Source organism: Streptomyces sp. XY006, from assembly GCF_002237655.1.
GTDB lineage: Bacteria > Actinomycetota > Actinomycetes > Streptomycetales > Streptomycetaceae > Streptomyces > Streptomyces levis.
Window position 1 is genome coordinate 108,047 of sequence record NZ_NOKT01000020.1, and the last position, 15,017, is coordinate 123,063.

Consider the following 15,017-nt stretch of genomic DNA (forward strand, 5'->3'; position numbering starts at 1 on the left):
CCGAAAGATCTACAAGCCTTACGGCTCGACGACGACTTCCTGGGCCGCGGCCGTGTCACCGGCCACCAGCGGAGCGTCCACGGCCACGTTCCGCTTGACCAGGGCGAGGGCGACCGGGCCCAGCTCGTGGTGGCGGGCGGAGGTCGTGATGAAGCCGATCTTCCGGCCGTCGGGCCCGTCCTCCGCGAGGCGGAGCTCGGTGCCGGCCACCGGCAGGTGGACCTCGCTGCCGTCCAGGTGCAGGAAGACCAGGCGGCGCGGCGGCTTGCCCAGGTTCTGCACCCGGGCGACCGTCTCCTGGCCCCGGTAGCAGCCCTTCTGAAGATGCACCGCCGAGCCGATCCAGCCCAGCTCGTGCGGGATGGTGCGGTGGTCGGTCTCGAAGCCGAGCCGGGGCCGGTGCTGCTCCACGCGCAGCGCCTCGTAGGCGAGGATCCCGGCGGGCGGCCCGGCCTGCGCGGCGTACGCCTCCAGGTCGGCGCGCGGCAGGAACAGGTCCCGGCCGTGCGGGGTCTCCCGGACGGCGACGCCCTCGGGGACCTCGGCGATGGAGCCGGCCGGCAGGTGGACGACCGCGATGTCGGCGGTCCGGTCGGCGACCTCGACCTTGTAGAAGAACTTCATCGACTCCAGGTAGGCGATCAGCGCCTCCTGGGTGCCCGGCTCGACGTGGGCCCAGACCGTCTCCCCGTCGTCGACGAGGTACAGGGCGTGCTCGATGTGGCCGTTCGCGGAGAGGATCAGCGCCTCGGTGGCACGGCCCGGCGGGAGCTCGCTGACGTGCTGGGTGAGCAGCAGGTGCAGCCAGGCCAGCCGGTCCTCGCCGGTGACGGTGACGACCCCCCGGTGGGAGAGGTCCACGAATCCGGCGCCGTCGGCGAGGGCGCGCTGCTCCCGGAACAGATCGCCGTAGTGGGCGGCGACGCCTTCGTCCACGCCCTCGGCGGGGACGGCACCGGGCAGGGTCAGCAGAGGGCTCTTCATATCCCCAAGCCTACGACTCGGTAGTTGAAGCCTTGAGCGTGCAGTCCCGGCACCGGCCGAAGATCGCGAAGTGCTTCATGTCCGTGTCGAACCCGAAGGTCTCCCGCAGCTTGTCCGTGAACTCGGCGGCCACGGAGACGTCCGCCTCGATCACGTTCTGGCAGTCCCGGCACACCAGGTGGATGTGGTGGTGCCGGTCCGCGAGGTGGTACGTCGGTGCCCCGTGGCCCAGGTGCGCGTGGCTGACCAGGCCGAGCTCCTCCAGGAGCTCCAGCGTCCGGTACACCGTGGAAATGTTGACCCCCGACGCCGTCTTCCTCACTTCCACGAGGATGTCGTCGGGGGTCGCGTGTTCCAGGGTGTCCACGGCTTCGAGCACGAGTTGCCGCTGCGGGGTCAGCCGGTAGCCGCGCTGCCGCAGATCGCTCTTCCAGTCGGTGCTCACCACACGGACGAGTCTAGGACTACTTGAAGAAGGCGATGCCGTCGTCCGGCATGTCGTCGGGCAGGGCCTTGGCCCAGCGCTCGACCTCCTCCGGCGTGACGACCTTCTTCAGGTGGGCCGACATGTAGGGGCGCAGCTCGACGTCGGGGGTCTGCTTCTCGCCGACCCACATCAGGTCGCTCTTGACGTAGCCGTACAGCCGCTTGCCGCCGGTGTAGGGCTGCGAGGAGGCCGTGCGGGCCACCGCGTCCGTCACGAGGTCGATCTGCGGCTTCTTGTCCGCCAGCTCGCCGTACCAGATCTCGATGACGCCGTCGTCGCGGGTCATCGTGACCTCGACCTTGCGGTCGGCGTCGACGCGCCAGTAGCCGTGCTCGGACTCCAGCGGGCGGACCTTGTTGCCGTCGTTGTCCAGGACCCACGTGTGGGACCGGTACTCCAGGAAGTCCCGGCCGTCGTGGGTGAAGGCGACCTCCTGCCCGAAGTTGCACTTCTCGGAGCCGGGGAAGTCGTGCACGCCGGCGCCCGCCCAGTTGCCGAGCAGGAAGGCGAGCGGGACGAGGTCCTTGTGGAGGTCGGACGGGATCTCGATCATCAGAACTTCCTAGAGGTGGGTCAGCGCTGGCCCTGGTACAGCTTCTTCACGGTCAGTCCGGCGAACGCGAGGACGCCGACGGCGACCAGGACCAACAGGATTTCGAAGAAAAGCTCCACGGGGTGCTCCTTGAGCGGGGTGCGGATGTAAGCACAGGGCCGGCCCCAGCTTACGCGGGCCCTCGCGGCACTACGATTCCGGCTATGGCGAAGAAGCTGGTGATCAAGGTGACGGCCGGGGCGGACGCCCCCGAGCGGTGTTCCCAGGCGTTCACGGTCGCGGCGGTGGCCGTGGCGAGCGGCGTCGACGTCTCCCTGTGGCTGACCGGCGAGTCCGCCTGGTTCGCGCTCCCCGGCCGCGCCGCCGAGTTCGAGCTGCCGCACGCGGCGCCCCTGCCCGACCTGCTGGAGTCGGTCCTGGCGGCCGGCCGGGTCACCCTGTGCACGCAGTGCGCGGCCCGGCGCGAGATCACGGAGAAGGACGTCATCGAGGGCGTGCGCATCGCGGGCGCGCAGGTCTTCGTGCAGGAGGCGCTGGCGGACGAGACGCAGGCCCTCGTCTACTGAGCCTCCCCGGGCGGCAGGGTCTGGTCCGTGCAGAGGCAGAAGGGGTGGCCGGCGGGGTCCAGCAGCACCCGGACGTGGTCCTGCGGCTGGAACTGCGCGAGCCGCGCCCCCAGGGGCAGGGCCCGGGCGGTCTCCCGCGCCACGTCGTCGACCTCGATGTCCAGGTGGACCATCATCTGCTGCCGGTCCGGGCCGCTCGGCCAGACGGGCGGCACGTAGGCGGGCTCGGTCTGGAAGGACAGGCCCGTCCCGCCGCCGGGCGGCCGGATGTGCACCCAGTCGGGGCCGTCCTCGTCCCGCCACACGCCCCAGCCGGGCAGCAGCCGCAGGTAGAAGCCCGCGAGTTCCCGGGCGTCCGGCGCGTCCAGCACTGCCGCTGTCAGTCTCATGGAGCCGGGATACCCCGGGCGGCCGGGAGGGCTCCCCCGAGCCTCACCGTGGGCGTTTCCTGCCGTCCAGCTCGTCCCACCACTCGTCGGACTGGGGATCGCCGGAAGGGTCGTCCCACCACCGGTCCTCGGGGCCGCGCCGGTTGGCGACCATGGCCGCCACGGGCGGGATGACCATGGCGACGACGCACATCCCGACGGCCACGGGCACGGACCACAGCCGCACGACGCCCCAGGCCAGGACGAAGAGGCCGATGCACAGGCCCATCATGGCGAAGTAGGTGCGCCGCCGCCGTGCGTACATGTCTCCAGCGTAGGTCCGGGCAGGCCGAAGGGCCGCACCCCAGGCGTCCAACCCGGTGGGTGCGGCCCTTGTGAAAACCGGTCGCCGTCAGACGGCGATCGCGACCTCCGCCAGTCCGCCCTGCTGGGCGACGACCGTGCGGTCGGCGGTGGCGCCGGGCACGAGGGCACGGACGGTCCAGGTGCCCTCGGCCGCGTAGAAGCGGAACTGTCCGGTCGCCGAGGTCGGCACCTCGGCCGTGAACTCGCCGGTCGAGTCCAGCAGGCGGACGTAGCCCACCACGGGCTCGCCGTCCTTGGTCACCTGACCCTGGATCGTGGTCTCACCGGGCTTGATCGTCGAGGCGTCGGGGCCGCCGGCCTTCGCACCACACATGTCGTACTCCTGTAGGGGTTGGGGAGAGGTCGGTCGGGGTCGCTTACTTGCCGGCGCCGAGCTCGATCGGCACGCCCACGAGGGAGCCGTACTCGGTCCAGGAACCGTCGTAGTTCTTGACGTTCTGGACGCCGAGCAGCTCGTGCAGGACGAACCAGGTCAGCGCGGAGCGCTCACCGATGCGGCAGTACGCGATGGTGTCCTTCGCCAGGTCGACGCTCTCCTCCTCGTAGAGGGCCTTGAGCTCCTCGTCCGACTTGAAGGTGCCGTCGTCGTTGGCGTTCTTCGACCACGGGATGTTGCGGGCGCTGGGCACGTGGCCCGGGCGCTGCGACTGCTCCTGCGGCAGGTGGGCCGGGGCGAGGAGCTTGCCGGAGAACTCGTCGGGCGAGCGCACGTCGACCAGGTTCTGGGAACCGATGGCGGCGACGACGTCGTCCCGGAAGGCGCGGATGGACGTGTCCTGGGCCTTGGCCTTGTAGTCCGTCTTCGGACGCTCCGGCACCTCGTCGCCCGCGACCAGCTCGCGGGCGTCGAGCTCCCACTTCTTGCGGCCGCCGTCGAGGAGCTTGACGTTCTCGTGGCCGTAGAGCTTGAAGTACCAGTACGCGTACGAGGCGAACCAGTTGTTGTTGCCGCCGTAGAGGACGACGGTGTGGTCGTTGGCGATGCCCTTCTCCGACAGGAGCTTCTCGAAGCCCTCCTGGTCGACGAAGTCACGGCGGACCGGGTCCTGGAGGTCCTTGGTCCAGTCGATGCGGATCGCGTTCCTGATGTGGTTCTTCTCGTAGGCGGACGTGTCCTCGTCCACCTCGACGATGGCGATGGTCGGGTCGTCCAGGTGCTCCTGGAGCCAGTCGGCGTCGACCAGGACGTCGCTGCGGCTCATGCTCTTTCTCCTCCGGGGCAGTTGCGGCGGGGCGTGCGAATTCTGCGGGGCGCGCGCCCATGACGGGGCGGCACACGGATGCCCTTGATGCAGGGCGGCGGGGATGCGCCCACCGGCTCGACGGCCGGCGCGGTCGCTCAGAAGGGGCGACAGAGCATGGCGGCGACGCGGCACAGGTCTACTGCCCGCCGCTTCGTGAGGTCCGCCTGTCGCTTCATGCTGTCGATCGTAGGGACGGTCGGGCGGGCGTGTCACCGGCGTGTCGCATAGTGAGACACGATGGTCCGAATGGCGGGATCGCGAGCGCTCGGACCCATGCCGCGCACGGCCCCGGCCCGCCCGGGACCGCCGTCACATCTACGCTGCGGACTTTGCCGTCTCGCCCACCGGACAGCCCTGGTGGCGGCCCGGGTGCGTTCTACCCGGCGAGCCGGACGTTGGAACCCTTCACCGTGATCTCGACGCCGTCCGGGGCGGCCTGCACCTTGTCCAGCTCGATGCCGCCGGGGAGGCCGTCGATCCGCTGCTGGAAGTCGGTGATGGTGCGCACCCGGTTCTCGGCCAGGTCGACACCGGCGAACCTGGGCAGCCCGTCGGCCTTGACCCGCACGGTGCCGTCGACGACCGTCACGGTGCTCAGCACGGACACCGGCTCGGGCAGCCTGGTGCCGAGGACCGTGGCCTCGACGGCGACCTTGATCTTGCCGTTGCCGCCGTCGGAGAGGCCGACGACGTTGGCGGTGACGCCCGGGGCGACCTGGGTGGGCTCCGACTTGGCCGTCTTCAGCAGCTCGTCGTAGGCGACGGTCGCGGTGCCGGTGGCCGTGGCGGCGGTGGCGGAGCTGTAGTCGCCGGAGAACTCGACGCCCTTCATGTCCGCCCGGAGGTCGTCGATACGGATCTTCCGAGCGCCGTCACCCGCGGCGGCCTCGTAGGTGTCGATGCCGACCTCGATGTCGTCCAGGGAGCCGCCGACGACCTGGGTGAGGAACGGGAAGCCCTTGATGGAGACGTCGGGCGTGGTGGCCAGGTTCTCGGTGGTCTTCAGGCGGTCGGCGGCCTCGTCCTCGGCGAAGTTCACGGCGAGGCGGTCGGCGATCACGAAGAGCCCGCCCAGTACGACGGCGAAGATCAGCAGTATTCGCAGTGCTCGCATGCGGTGTTGTCCCCCACCCAGTCGTTGTGCGACAGCGGTCCCTGACGACCGGGTGTGGCCGCCCACTGGGGTGAGGGTAACTCCGTGTGCGGCACGGGCCCCGGGTTTGTCGATCATCTGTGACAGGCCGGGGCGCCTCGACCGCCACCACCGCGCAGGCGGCGACGTGCTAGCCCAGCGCCCGGCCCAGGACGTACACGGCCGGTGCGGCGGCGGACAGCGGCAGGGCCACGCCCGCCGTGAAGTGGACGAAGCGCGACGGGTAGTCGTAGCTCGCGGCCCGGTGCCCGATCAGGGCGCACCCCGCCGCGCCCACGCCCAGCAGCGCGCCCGAGGCGCCCAGGCCCGTCAGCCACCCGGCCGCCACACCGCCGCCCGCTCCCGCGAGCAGCGCCACCACGACCGACGCCGCCGTCGGCATGGGCAGCGCACGCGCCAGGACCGCGACCGCCACGGCCACCGCTCCCACGGTCACCGCCTCCGCGTCCGCCGCGAGGTACCCGCCCGCCACGATCGCCAGCGCCGACGCCGCGACCGTCGCCATCAGGCCGTACATCCGCTCGTCCGGGTCCGCGTGGGACCGCAGCTGGAGGACCAGCGCGAGCAGCACCCACACGCCCAGCGTCCCGAGGATCGCCGACGGCGACCGTCCCGAGACCAGCAGTGCCGCGTCCGCGGCCAGCGCCCCGGCGAACCCGAGCGCGATGCCCTGCCGCGCCGGCCACATGCCGTTCAGCCGGAACCAGCCCGCCGCCGTGACGGCCTGGAGCGCCACCAGCGGCACGAGCAGCGCGTACGTGCCGACCGCCGCCGCACCGGCCAGCAGCAGCCCCAGCAGCGCCGTCAGCGCGGCCGGCTGCATCCCGGGCTCGATGATCGGTGAGCGTCCCTCCGCCCGGGCCCGCTGCGCGTCGGTCATCCGCTTGTTCCCGGCGAGGGTGGCGGGACCGTAGTCGGCGGGCGCCGGCGCGGGCGCCTCGTTGCCCTGCTGCGGCAGATACGCGGTGTCCGCGGCGGCCGGCACGGTGACCGGCTGCTGCGTCTGCGTCTCCCAGGTCTGCCCCTGCCACTGCTGGGTGTACTGCTGCGCGGCGTACGGGTCCTCGTACCCCTGGTGTCCCGGGTACCCGTGCTGTCCCTGCCCGGGCCACGCCTGCGCTCCCTGCGGCTGCTGCTGCCCGTACGGGTCGTGACCGCCCTGGCCGTCGTACCCGTGCCGGCCGTCGTAGCCGCCGTGGGCGTTGCCGTAGCCGCCGTGGGCGTTGTCGTGACCGCCGTGGCCGCCGTAACCGTCCTGGTAGCCGTCATACGGCTGGTTGGTCATCGCTCACCCTCCTGCGAACGGCGGGAGCACCTCGACCGTGCCGCCGTCGGCCAGCCGTACCGTCTCATGCGCGCGCGTGCCCACGGGATCACCGTCCACGAGGAACGAGCAGCGCCGCAGCACCCGCTCCAGTTCGCCGGGATGCCGCTCGCGCACCCCGTCGAGCGCCTCGGCGAGCGTGGCCGCCTCGTACGCTTCCTCGGCCACCCCGGCCGCGGCCTTGGCGGCGGCCCAGTAGCGGACCGTGACCTCTGGCATCTGCTTCCTCACTCGGACTCACAACGGGCTCACCCGACGGTGAACCCCGTCAGGCTAGCCCGCCCGGCCGACGGCCCACTCCCCGATCCGGGCCAGCAGCCCGTCGCCCGCCGCGTGCTCGGCGTGCCCCATGCCCGGCTCCACCCACAGTTCGCCCTGGTCACCGGCGGCGGTCGCCAGCATCCGCGGATGGTCGAGGGGGAAGTAGCCGTCGGCGTCGCCATGCACGATCAGCAGCGGGGTGGGGGCGATCGCGGGCACCGCCTCCACCGGGGAGAGCGGGACCGGGTCCCAGTCCCGGTGGTGGATGCGGGTGCGGAACCCGTACCGGCCCACCACCCGCCCCTCGGGCCGGGTCACCAGCCAGTGCAGCCGCCGCATCGGCGCGGTCCCCCGGTAGTACCAGCGGGCGGGCGCGCTCACCGACACCACCGCGTCGGTCCGCCCCGGGTGCAGGGCCGCGTGCCGCAGCACCACCGAGCCGCCCATGGAGAAGCCGACGGTCACCACGCGCGCGTGCCCGCGGTCCCGGGCCCACTCCACCGCCGCCGCCAGGTCGAGCACCTCGCGGTCGCCGACCGTGGAGCGCCCGCCGGACAGGCCGTGCCCGCGGAAGGAGAAGGTGACCACCGCGCCGTACCGGGCGAACGCCTGAGCGATGCGCCGCACGTGCGGGCGGTCCACCGCGCCGGTGAAGCCGTGGGCGACGACGAACACGGGATGAGCGGAAAGTGTCTGCGGGGCGTCGTATACAGCCGCTCCCGGCTCGTATACGGCGTCGATCGCCACCCCGTCGGACGTGCGGAGAAACGTCCTCACCAGCACCCGAACGGCCGTTCCCGCGGTCGTCTCGGAGTGCGGACGATCGGTGGAACGCGCCACATGACCTGCCGGAGAAGAGCTCATGTGGGCTATTCTGCTGGGCAGAGGACTCGGGCAGCGACGCCCCCGGGTCCTTTTGTGCTTTCGGAAGCGTTGTATACGAAGCGGGAAACCGCAGGTGTACGGGGCCTTCGGGATCGCAGAGCGGTGCTGTGCCAACAAACGTCCTCGCAGGGACCGAGGAGGAACCAGACATATGAGTTCTCTGCTGCTCCTGACCAATGCCCTCCAGCCGTCCACGGAGGTGCTCCCCGCCCTCGGACTGCTCCTGCACAACGTGCGCGTGGCCCCCGCGGAGGGCCCCGCCCTGGTCGACACCCCGGGTGCCGACGTCATCCTGGTCGACGGCCGGCGCGACCTCCCGCAGGTCCGCAGCCTCTGCCAGCTGCTGCGCTCCACCGGGCCGGGCTGTCCGCTGATCCTCGTCGTCACCGAGGGCGGCCTCGCGGCCGTCACCGCGGACTGGGGCATCGACGACGTCCTGCTCGACACCGCCGGACCCGCGGAGGTCGAGGCGCGCCTGCGCCTGGCCATGGGCCGGCAGCAGATCGTCAGCGACGACTCCCCCATGGAGATCCGCAACGGCGACCTGTCGGTCGACGAGGCCACCTACTCCGCCAAACTCAAGGGCCGGGTCCTGGACCTGACCTTCAAGGAGTTCGAGCTGCTGAAGTACCTCGCGCAGCACCCGGGCCGCGTCTTCACCCGCGCCCAGCTGCTGCAGGAGGTGTGGGGCTACGACTACTTCGGCGGCACGCGCACGGTCGACGTGCACGTACGGCGGCTGCGCGCCAAGCTCGGCCCCGAACACGAGTCGCTGATCGGCACCGTCCGGAACGTGGGTTATCGATTCGTTACGCCGGAGAAGGTGGAGCGGGCCGCCGAGGAGGCGAAGGCCAAGGCGGCCACGGCAAAGCCGGACAACGCGGACGAGTCGGCCGCCCTGGACGCCGCCGAGGCCGGCGCCAAGGCGTAGCAGGCGTATCCCGCCGCCGACCTGGGCATCCCTCTTCGCACCGGGGCGCCCCGGACGGCAGTCGGGATATCGTACGGAACCTCCTTTACGCCCTGCCCAGAGCCGGTATATCCGCGTAGACTCCGCGCGTGGCCAAGGTGACTCGGGATGATGTGGCGCGGCTGGCAGGGACTTCCACTGCCGTGGTCAGCTATGTCATCAACAACGGACCCCGGCCGGTCGCCCCGGCCACGCGCGAGCGTGTCCTCGCCGCGATCAAGGAACTGGGGTACCGGCCGGACCGGGTCGCCCAGGCGATGGCGTCGCGGCGCACGGACCTCATAGGCCTGATCATCCCGGACGCCCGCCAGCCCTTCTTCGGGGAGATGGCGCACGCGGTCGAGCAGGCCGCCTCCGAGCGCGGAAAGATGGTCCTCGTCGGCAACACGGACTACGTGGGCGAGCGCGAGGTCCACTACCTGCGGGCGTTCCTGGGGATGCGGGTCTCCGGCCTGATCCTGGTCAGCCACGCGCTGAACGACCTGGCCGCCGCCGAGATCGAGGCCTGGGACGCCCGCGTGGTGCTGCTGCACGAACGCCCCGAGGCCATCGACGACGTCGCCGTCACCACGGACGACCTGGGCGGCGCCGAGCTGGCCGTGCGGCACCTGCTGGAGCACGGGTACGAGTACGTCGCCTGTATGGGCGGCATAGCCGAGACCCCCGCGGTCGGCGACCCGGTCTCCGACCACGTCGAGGGCTGGCGCCGCGCGATGGACGAGGCCGGGATCTCCACGGAGGGCCGACTCTTCGAGGCCCTCTACAACCGCTACGACGCCTACCAGGCCGCCCTGAAGATCCTCTCGGGGCCCGAGCGGCCGCCGGCGATCTTCTGCTCCACCGACGACCAGGCGATCGGCCTTCTGCGGGCGGCGCGCGAACTGCGCATCGACGTCCCCGGCGAGCTGGCGGTGGCCGGCTTCGACGACATCAAGGAGGCGGCGCTGGCCGACCCGCCCCTGACCACGATCGCCTCCGACCGTCCGGCGATGGCCCGGGCGGCGGTGGACCTCGTGCTGGACGACGGCCTGCGGGTCGCGGGAGCCAGGCGTGAGCGGCTGAAGGTGTTCCCGTCGCGGCTGGTGGTACGCCAGTCCTGCGGCTGCCCGTAGCCTGCCGGGGCCCTCGCGAGGTGTCTTTATATCGGGCATACGAGGTTCTGTCGGGCTTCTCAGCGAGCACTCAGGAAGCTCTCATGGTCGGGCGACAAGCTCGGTGCCATGACCGAGAGCTTCCACCGCAGTGGCGAGTACCAGAACCCTCCTCACGAGGGTCAGCAGCAGGCCCCGGTGAACCCCGAGTGGCCGCCCCCGCCGGCGTACGCCCCGGCGCATGCTCCGCAGCCGAAGAAGCGCAACCGCGGACCCGTCGCCCTGATCGCCGCAGTGGCGATCGTCGCCGCGGCGATAGGCGGCGGCACCGCCTACGGCATCCAGGAACTGACCGGCGGCGACACGGTCGCCTCCAGCTCCACCAGCACCACCGTCGTGCCCTCCAGCCAGAAGGGCACGGTCGCCGGGGTCGCCAAGGCGGTCAGCCCCAGCATCGTCGAGATCAGCGCCCAGTCCAGCGCCGGGTCCTCCACCGGCTCCGGCGTGATCATCACCGGCGACGGCGAGATCGTCACCAACAACCACGTGGTCTCCGGGGCCTCGCAGATCAAGGCCACGACCAGCGACGGCAGGTCCTACACGGCGAAGGTCGTCGGCACCGACAGCAAGAAGGACCTGGCGCTGATCAAGCTGGAGAACGCCTCCGGCCTGAAGGCGGCCACGCTGGGCGACTCCTCCGGTGTCCAGGTCGGCGACCAGGTGGTCGCGATCGGCTCCCCCGAGGGCCTGTCCGGCACCGTCACCAGCGGCATCATCTCGGCGCTCGACCGGGACGTCACCGTCCCGACCGAGGAGGACCAGGGACAGCAGCAGGGGCAACCGGACGACGGATGGCCGTTCGAGTTCGGCGGGCGGCAGTTCAACGGCGACACCGGCAACGACACCACGACGTACAAGGCGCTGCAGACCGACGCGTCCCTCAACCCGGGCAACTCCGGCGGCGCGCTGATCGACATGAACGGCAACATCATCGGCATCAACTCCGCGATGTACTCGCCGGCCGGCAGCGCCTCCTCGTCCGCGGACGCGGGCAGCGTGGGCCTGGGCTTCGCCATCCCGATCGACACCGTCAAGGCCGACCTCGCGAAGCTGCGGGCCGGTTCGACGGACTGAGTCCCCGCAGCGACGACCGAGGAGCGGCGATGATCCAGCAGGTGGCACACACGGAGCCGGGCGGCGACCCGGCCGAGGTCGGACTGGCACTGGCGGTGGCGTACGCCCTGCACGCGCCGACCGGCCGGGCACCGGAGCTGCCGGTGAAGGCGGCCGGGCGCACCGGGCGGCCGGCCCCGGCGCGACGCCGCACGGTACGGGCCTGACACTCCTGCCTGCACTCCCCCGCGGCGTGCGACGCTGAGAGCGGCAGAGCACCCCCGTCCCCATCACACCCGAGGACCCCGGACCCATGAGCCCCGCAGACGGCGACCGTGACACCCAGCGCATCCTGATCGTCGACGACGAGCCGGCGGTACGCGAAGCACTCCAGCGCAGCCTCGCCTTCGAGGGGTACGGCACTCAGGTCGCGGTCGACGGCGCGGACGCCCTGGAGAAGGCGGCGGCCTACCGCCCCGACCTGCTCGTCCTCGACATCCAGATGCCGCGCATGGACGGCCTGACGGCGGCGCGCCGCATCCGCGCCGCCGGCGACACGACGCCGATCCTGATGCTCACGGCCCGCGACACGGTCGGCGACCGGGTCACCGGCCTCGACGCGGGCGCCGACGACTACCTGGTCAAGCCCTTCGAACTGGACGAGCTGTTCGCCCGGATCCGCGCCCTGCTGCGCCGCAGCTCCTACGCGGCGGCCGTGGGCGCGGGCGACCCGGCCGACGCGGACGTGCTCACCTTCGCCGACCTGCGCATGGACCTGTCCACGCGGGAGGTGACACGCGGCGGGCGCCCGGTGGAGCTGACGCGCACGGAGTTCACGCTCCTGGAGATGTTCATGGCCCACCCGCGCCAGGTCCTCACGCGGGAGCAGATCCTCAAGGCGGTCTGGGGCTTCGACTTCGAACCGTCGTCGAACTCGCTCGACGTGTACGTGATGTACCTGCGCCGCAAGACCGAGGCGGGCGGGGAGCCGCGCCTGGTCCACACGGTGCGCGGGGTCGGCTACGTGCTGCGCCAGGGCGGCGCCGAGTGAACAGGCTCGTCCGCCGCTTCCGCTCCCTGCCGATCCGCTCGCGCCTGGCGCTGCTGGTCGCGGCGGCCGTGGCGTTCGCGGTGGCGGCGGTGTCGGTGACCTGCTGGTTCATCGTGCAGGGGAAGCTGTACGACCAGGTGGACGCGGACCTGGAGAAGATGCTGCAGAAGCCGGGGCAGAACATCGCCATCCAGCAGGCCGTGGACAGTTGCACGCAGACGGCACAGGGCGGCGACAGCTTCCGGAACAGCTCGTACTTCGAGGTCGTCAAGGCGGACGGAGAGATCTGCGTCCACTCCAGTTCCGTGGGCGTGGTCAAGGTCACCGAAGCCGACCGGGACGTGATCAAGGACGCCCCCGTCGGGCGCGGCATCGTCCGCGACGGCACCGACGAGCACGGCAACGCACTGCGCGTGATGACCGTGCGGCTGGCGTCCGAGCAGCCCTATGCGCCCAACGCCGCGCTGATCCTCGCCGTGCCCCTGAAGAACACCCAGGGCACGCTCAACGATCTCGCCCTGATCCTGCTCCTGGTCTCAGGGGTCGGGGTCCTGGGCGCCGGCGCCGCCGGACTCGCGGTCGCCCGAGCGGGCCTGCGCCCCGTCGACAAACTCACCGAGGCCGTCGAACACGTGGCCCGCACGGAAGACCTGGGAGTCCGCATCCCGGTGGACGACGACAGCGAAGACGAGGTGGCCCGCCTCTCCCGGTCCTTCAACTCCATGACGTCGGCCCTGGCCAGCTCCCGTGACCTCCAGCAGCAGCTCATCGCGGACGCCGGCCACGAGCTGCGCACCCCTCTCACGTCCCTGCGCACCAACATCGAACTGCTCACCCGCAGCGAGGAGACGGGCCGCCCCATCCCGGAGGCCGACCGCAAGGCGCTGCTGGCGTCGGTGAAGGCGCAGATGACGGAACTGGCGGCGCTCATCGGCGACTTGCAGGAACTGTCCCGCCCGGACACCGGCCAGTACTCCGGGCGGGCCCAGATCGTCGCCTGGCACGACACGGTCGAGTCGGCGCTGCGGCGGGCCCGGCTGCGCGGCCCGGAACTGACGATCACGGCGGATGTCGAGCCGTGGTACGTCCGCGCGGAACCGTCCGCGCTGGAACGGGCGGTGGTGAACATCCTGGACAACGCGGTGAAGTTCAGCCCGGAGGGCGGCACGGTCGAGGTCCGCCTGGCCGACGGCACCCTGACCGTCCGCGACCACGGCCCGGGCATCCCCGCCGACGAACTCCCCCACGTCTTCGACCGCTTCTGGCGCTCCCCGAGCGCACGGGCCCTGCCGGGCTCGGGCCTGGGCCTGTCGATCGTGGCCCGCACGGTCCAGCAGGCGGGCGGGGAGGTGTCCCTGTCCCCGGCGGAGGACGGCGGCACGGTGGCGACGGTCCGGCTGCCGGGGGCGTCGGTGCCTCCGCCCTCGGACGTCCCTACCGACTGACGTACTCCACGAACGACGCCCAGGGGCTCGCGCCGAACACGAGAACGGGCCCGTCGGGGAGTTTGCTGTCCCTGACCGGGGTCATGCCGGGGCAGTTGTCGGCTACTTCGAGGCAGTTGGTCCCGCCCCCGTCACTGTAGGAGGACTTGCGCCAACGGGCCGTACTGAGGTCAGTGGCTCTCTTCATGCTCTGCACTCCTCCAGAAGGCGCCTGATGAACGCCGTCGACTCCACCGGAGTCAGCGCCGCGTCCCTGACGCGATCGTAGGACAAGCGGAAGTGCAGCACCTTGTCCGCGTCCGTGATCGACTCACCGAAGCCGTTGCCCTCAGTCCAGGCGACCGGATCACCGACGCGCCGCCAGAAAAGCCACAGGTGGCTGTCCATGAGGTCGTGTACTCCGGCTGAGAAGGGCAGCACCTGAAGTGTGACGTTGGGCAAGCCGGCCGCGTCCAGGAGGTGGGCCAACTGCTCTGCCCACACCCTCGGGTCAGGAACGGGCCGCCGCAAAGCCACCTCGTCCAGGATCACACGCACGTCCGGCGCGGACTCGCGGTAGAGCAACTCCTGTCGCCCCATCCGCGCAGCGACCTGTTCCTCCACTTCCTCACTGTTGCCTGCCGTTGTCTGGGCGCCAGACAACCCTGACAACACCACACGGGCGTACTCCTCCGTCTGCAGGAGCCCCGGCACCCGCAGCTGGAACATCCACATGACCCGTGCCGTCGCCTCCAGGTCCATGAACGCCTTGTACTTGTCCTTGATGACCTCGCGGCGCGCCTCGCGCCACTCGCGAACCAGCAGGCCACCCGACCCGTAATAGCTGTCCAGGTCCTCCATCACCGCCCGCTTGGACAGCCGCTCCCCCTTCTCCAGCCGGCTCAGGTAGCTCTTGTCGTACCCCGTGTCCTCGGCCAGTTGACCGAGCGACTTGCCCGCCTGCTCGCGCAGGAACCTCAACGTGCGTCCCAGGACCGCCCGGCCCGATGCGTCCGCGCCGTCAACAGAGTTCTCCACGTCACCCCTCCCCGTTGCCTGGGCCGCCAGGCAACACCTGGCACCTTCCGCAGCGTACGGGCCGTCCGTGACGATGTGGGCACGAACGGTGATCACCGCTCGTCCTCCCCCTGCCCCG

Annotated in this window: 21 protein-coding genes; 7 read left to right on the top strand and 14 right to left on the bottom strand. The window is 71.2% G+C overall.

Annotation, left to right across the window (positions count from 1 at the left end; all coding sequences use genetic code 11):
- Positions 1-18: 18 nt before the first annotated feature.
- Genes ygfZ through CHR28_RS23485 form a run of 3 tightly spaced genes read right to left on the bottom strand, consistent with a single transcriptional unit; the run spans position 19 to position 2,024 of the window.
- On the bottom strand, positions 19-984 hold the full coding sequence (gene ygfZ / locus CHR28_RS23475; protein WP_094055662.1) for a CAF17-like 4Fe-4S cluster assembly/insertion protein YgfZ: 966 nt from the start codon (positions 982-984) through the stop codon (positions 19-21).
- A gap of 10 nt (positions 985-994) precedes the next feature.
- A complete protein-coding gene (locus CHR28_RS23480; protein ID WP_094055663.1) occupies positions 995-1,432 on the bottom strand; it encodes a Fur family transcriptional regulator in 438 nt (145 codons plus the stop codon).
- Between the two features lie 16 nt (positions 1,433-1,448).
- Entirely contained in the window at positions 1,449-2,024 is a 576-nt protein-coding gene (locus CHR28_RS23485; RefSeq protein WP_094055664.1) for an FABP family protein, read from the bottom strand.
- A 203-nt stretch (positions 2,025-2,227) separates the two neighbouring features.
- Between CHR28_RS23485 and CHR28_RS23495 the strand changes: the two genes are divergently transcribed.
- Positions 2,228-2,590: a DsrE family protein gene (locus CHR28_RS23495; protein WP_094055665.1), complete on the top strand. Its 363-nt coding sequence runs from the start codon at positions 2,228-2,230 to the stop codon at positions 2,588-2,590.
- On the opposite strand, the gene CHR28_RS23500 is transcribed toward CHR28_RS23495, so the two are convergent.
- From CHR28_RS23500 to CHR28_RS23535, 9 genes are all read right to left on the bottom strand, one after another.
- Positions 2,584-2,979 (bottom strand): VOC family protein, encoded by a 396-nt coding sequence (locus tag CHR28_RS23500; RefSeq protein ID WP_094055666.1) that lies wholly within the window; start codon positions 2,977-2,979, stop codon positions 2,584-2,586. The two genes, CHR28_RS23495 and CHR28_RS23500, sit on opposite strands and share 7 nt — an antisense overlap.
- A 43-nt stretch (positions 2,980-3,022) precedes the next feature.
- The gene (locus CHR28_RS23505) at positions 3,023-3,283 is read right to left on the bottom strand and encodes a DUF3099 domain-containing protein (protein WP_094055667.1); all 261 of its coding nucleotides are present in this window, start codon (positions 3,281-3,283) and stop codon (positions 3,023-3,025) included.
- Between the two features lie 87 nt (positions 3,284-3,370).
- Entirely contained in the window at positions 3,371-3,658 is a 288-nt protein-coding gene (locus tag CHR28_RS23510) for a DUF1416 domain-containing protein (RefSeq protein ID WP_003991226.1), read from the bottom strand.
- Positions 3,659-3,701: 43 nt separating this feature from the next.
- Entirely contained in the window at positions 3,702-4,547 is an 846-nt protein-coding gene (locus CHR28_RS23515; protein WP_094055668.1) for a sulfurtransferase, read from the bottom strand.
- Between the two features lie 137 nt (positions 4,548-4,684).
- The gene (locus CHR28_RS39005; RefSeq protein WP_350751515.1) at positions 4,685-4,765 is read right to left on the bottom strand and encodes an Ms5788A family Cys-rich leader peptide; all 81 of its coding nucleotides are present in this window, start codon (positions 4,763-4,765) and stop codon (positions 4,685-4,687) included.
- A gap of 200 nt (positions 4,766-4,965) precedes the next feature.
- On the bottom strand, positions 4,966-5,703 hold the full coding sequence (locus CHR28_RS23520) for an LmeA family phospholipid-binding protein (RefSeq protein WP_094055669.1): 738 nt from the start codon (positions 5,701-5,703) through the stop codon (positions 4,966-4,968).
- 169 nt (positions 5,704-5,872) lie between these two features.
- Positions 5,873-7,027, bottom strand: coding sequence for a hypothetical protein (locus tag CHR28_RS23525; protein WP_094055670.1), 1,155 nt, complete (start codon positions 7,025-7,027; stop codon positions 5,873-5,875).
- A 3-nt stretch (positions 7,028-7,030) separates the two neighbouring features.
- Positions 7,031-7,285, bottom strand: coding sequence for a MoaD/ThiS family protein (locus CHR28_RS23530; RefSeq protein ID WP_094055671.1), 255 nt, complete (start codon positions 7,283-7,285; stop codon positions 7,031-7,033).
- Positions 7,286-7,339: 54 nt separating this feature from the next.
- Positions 7,340-8,191, bottom strand: a complete 852-nt coding sequence (locus CHR28_RS23535; protein WP_179272538.1) for an alpha/beta hydrolase — start codon at positions 8,189-8,191, stop codon at positions 7,340-7,342.
- Positions 8,192-8,363: 172 nt separating this feature from the next.
- Here CHR28_RS23535 and CHR28_RS23540 point away from each other — a divergent pair, with 172 nt between their 5' ends.
- From CHR28_RS23540 to CHR28_RS23560, 6 genes are all read left to right on the top strand, one after another.
- Complete coding sequence (locus CHR28_RS23540) at positions 8,364-9,143, top strand: response regulator transcription factor (protein ID WP_094055673.1); 780 nt, start codon at positions 8,364-8,366, stop codon at positions 9,141-9,143.
- Between the two features lie 128 nt (positions 9,144-9,271).
- Positions 9,272-10,294 (top strand): LacI family DNA-binding transcriptional regulator, encoded by a 1,023-nt coding sequence (locus CHR28_RS23545; RefSeq protein ID WP_094055674.1) that lies wholly within the window; start codon positions 9,272-9,274, stop codon positions 10,292-10,294.
- 108 nt (positions 10,295-10,402) lie between these two features.
- Complete coding sequence (locus CHR28_RS23550; protein ID WP_094055675.1) at positions 10,403-11,407, top strand: S1C family serine protease; 1,005 nt, start codon at positions 10,403-10,405, stop codon at positions 11,405-11,407.
- 29 nt (positions 11,408-11,436) lie between these two features.
- On the top strand, positions 11,437-11,613 hold the full coding sequence (locus CHR28_RS37845; protein WP_179272539.1) for a hypothetical protein: 177 nt from the start codon (positions 11,437-11,439) through the stop codon (positions 11,611-11,613).
- An 86-nt stretch (positions 11,614-11,699) separates the two neighbouring features.
- Positions 11,700-12,437: a response regulator transcription factor gene (locus CHR28_RS23555; RefSeq protein ID WP_094055676.1), complete on the top strand. Its 738-nt coding sequence runs from the start codon at positions 11,700-11,702 to the stop codon at positions 12,435-12,437.
- A complete protein-coding gene (locus CHR28_RS23560) occupies positions 12,434-13,882 on the top strand; it encodes a sensor histidine kinase (protein ID WP_094055677.1) in 1,449 nt (482 codons plus the stop codon). The genes CHR28_RS23555 and CHR28_RS23560 overlap by 4 nt, the downstream gene beginning before the upstream one ends.
- On the opposite strand, the gene CHR28_RS23565 is transcribed toward CHR28_RS23560, so the two are convergent.
- Together CHR28_RS23565 and CHR28_RS23570 are read right to left on the bottom strand one after the other, a co-directional pair.
- Positions 13,872-14,069 (bottom strand): DUF397 domain-containing protein, encoded by a 198-nt coding sequence (locus tag CHR28_RS23565; protein ID WP_094055678.1) that lies wholly within the window; start codon positions 14,067-14,069, stop codon positions 13,872-13,874. The genes CHR28_RS23560 and CHR28_RS23565 overlap by 11 nt on opposite strands.
- A complete protein-coding gene (locus CHR28_RS23570; protein ID WP_094055725.1) occupies positions 14,066-14,899 on the bottom strand; it encodes a helix-turn-helix domain-containing protein in 834 nt (277 codons plus the stop codon). The genes CHR28_RS23565 and CHR28_RS23570 overlap by 4 nt, the downstream gene beginning before the upstream one ends.
- Positions 14,900-15,017: the final 118 nt, after the last annotated feature.

Coding starts and splice junctions, on each gene's coding strand:
- CHR28_RS23525 (WP_094055670.1), bottom strand. CDS start 7,027: ATGACCAACCAGCCGTATGACGGCTACCAGGACGGTTACGGCGGCCAC.
- CHR28_RS23515 (WP_094055668.1), bottom strand. CDS start 4,547: ATGAGCCGCAGCGACGTCCTGGTCGACGCCGACTGGCTCCAGGAGCAC.
- ygfZ (WP_094055662.1), bottom strand. CDS start 984: ATGAAGAGCCCTCTGCTGACCCTGCCCGGTGCCGTCCCCGCCGAGGGC.
- CHR28_RS23495 (WP_094055665.1), top strand. CDS start 2,228: ATGGCGAAGAAGCTGGTGATCAAGGTGACGGCCGGGGCGGACGCCCCC.
- CHR28_RS23550 (WP_094055675.1), top strand. CDS start 10,403: ATGACCGAGAGCTTCCACCGCAGTGGCGAGTACCAGAACCCTCCTCAC.
- CHR28_RS23540 (WP_094055673.1), top strand. CDS start 8,364: ATGAGTTCTCTGCTGCTCCTGACCAATGCCCTCCAGCCGTCCACGGAG.
- CHR28_RS23535 (WP_179272538.1), bottom strand. CDS start 8,191: ATGAGCTCTTCTCCGGCAGGTCATGTGGCGCGTTCCACCGATCGTCCG.
- CHR28_RS23530 (WP_094055671.1), bottom strand. CDS start 7,285: ATGCCAGAGGTCACGGTCCGCTACTGGGCCGCCGCCAAGGCCGCGGCC.
- CHR28_RS23520 (WP_094055669.1), bottom strand. CDS start 5,703: ATGCGAGCACTGCGAATACTGCTGATCTTCGCCGTCGTACTGGGCGGG.
- CHR28_RS23505 (WP_094055667.1), bottom strand. CDS start 3,283: ATGTACGCACGGCGGCGGCGCACCTACTTCGCCATGATGGGCCTGTGC.
- CHR28_RS37845 (WP_179272539.1), top strand. CDS start 11,437: ATGATCCAGCAGGTGGCACACACGGAGCCGGGCGGCGACCCGGCCGAG.
- CHR28_RS23555 (WP_094055676.1), top strand. CDS start 11,700: ATGAGCCCCGCAGACGGCGACCGTGACACCCAGCGCATCCTGATCGTC.
- CHR28_RS23500 (WP_094055666.1), bottom strand. CDS start 2,979: ATGAGACTGACAGCGGCAGTGCTGGACGCGCCGGACGCCCGGGAACTC.
- CHR28_RS23565 (WP_094055678.1), bottom strand. CDS start 14,069: ATGAAGAGAGCCACTGACCTCAGTACGGCCCGTTGGCGCAAGTCCTCC.
- CHR28_RS23510 (WP_003991226.1), bottom strand. CDS start 3,658: ATGTGTGGTGCGAAGGCCGGCGGCCCCGACGCCTCGACGATCAAGCCC.
- CHR28_RS39005 (WP_350751515.1), bottom strand. CDS start 4,765: ATGAAGCGACAGGCGGACCTCACGAAGCGGCGGGCAGTAGACCTGTGC.
- CHR28_RS23485 (WP_094055664.1), bottom strand. CDS start 2,024: ATGATCGAGATCCCGTCCGACCTCCACAAGGACCTCGTCCCGCTCGCC.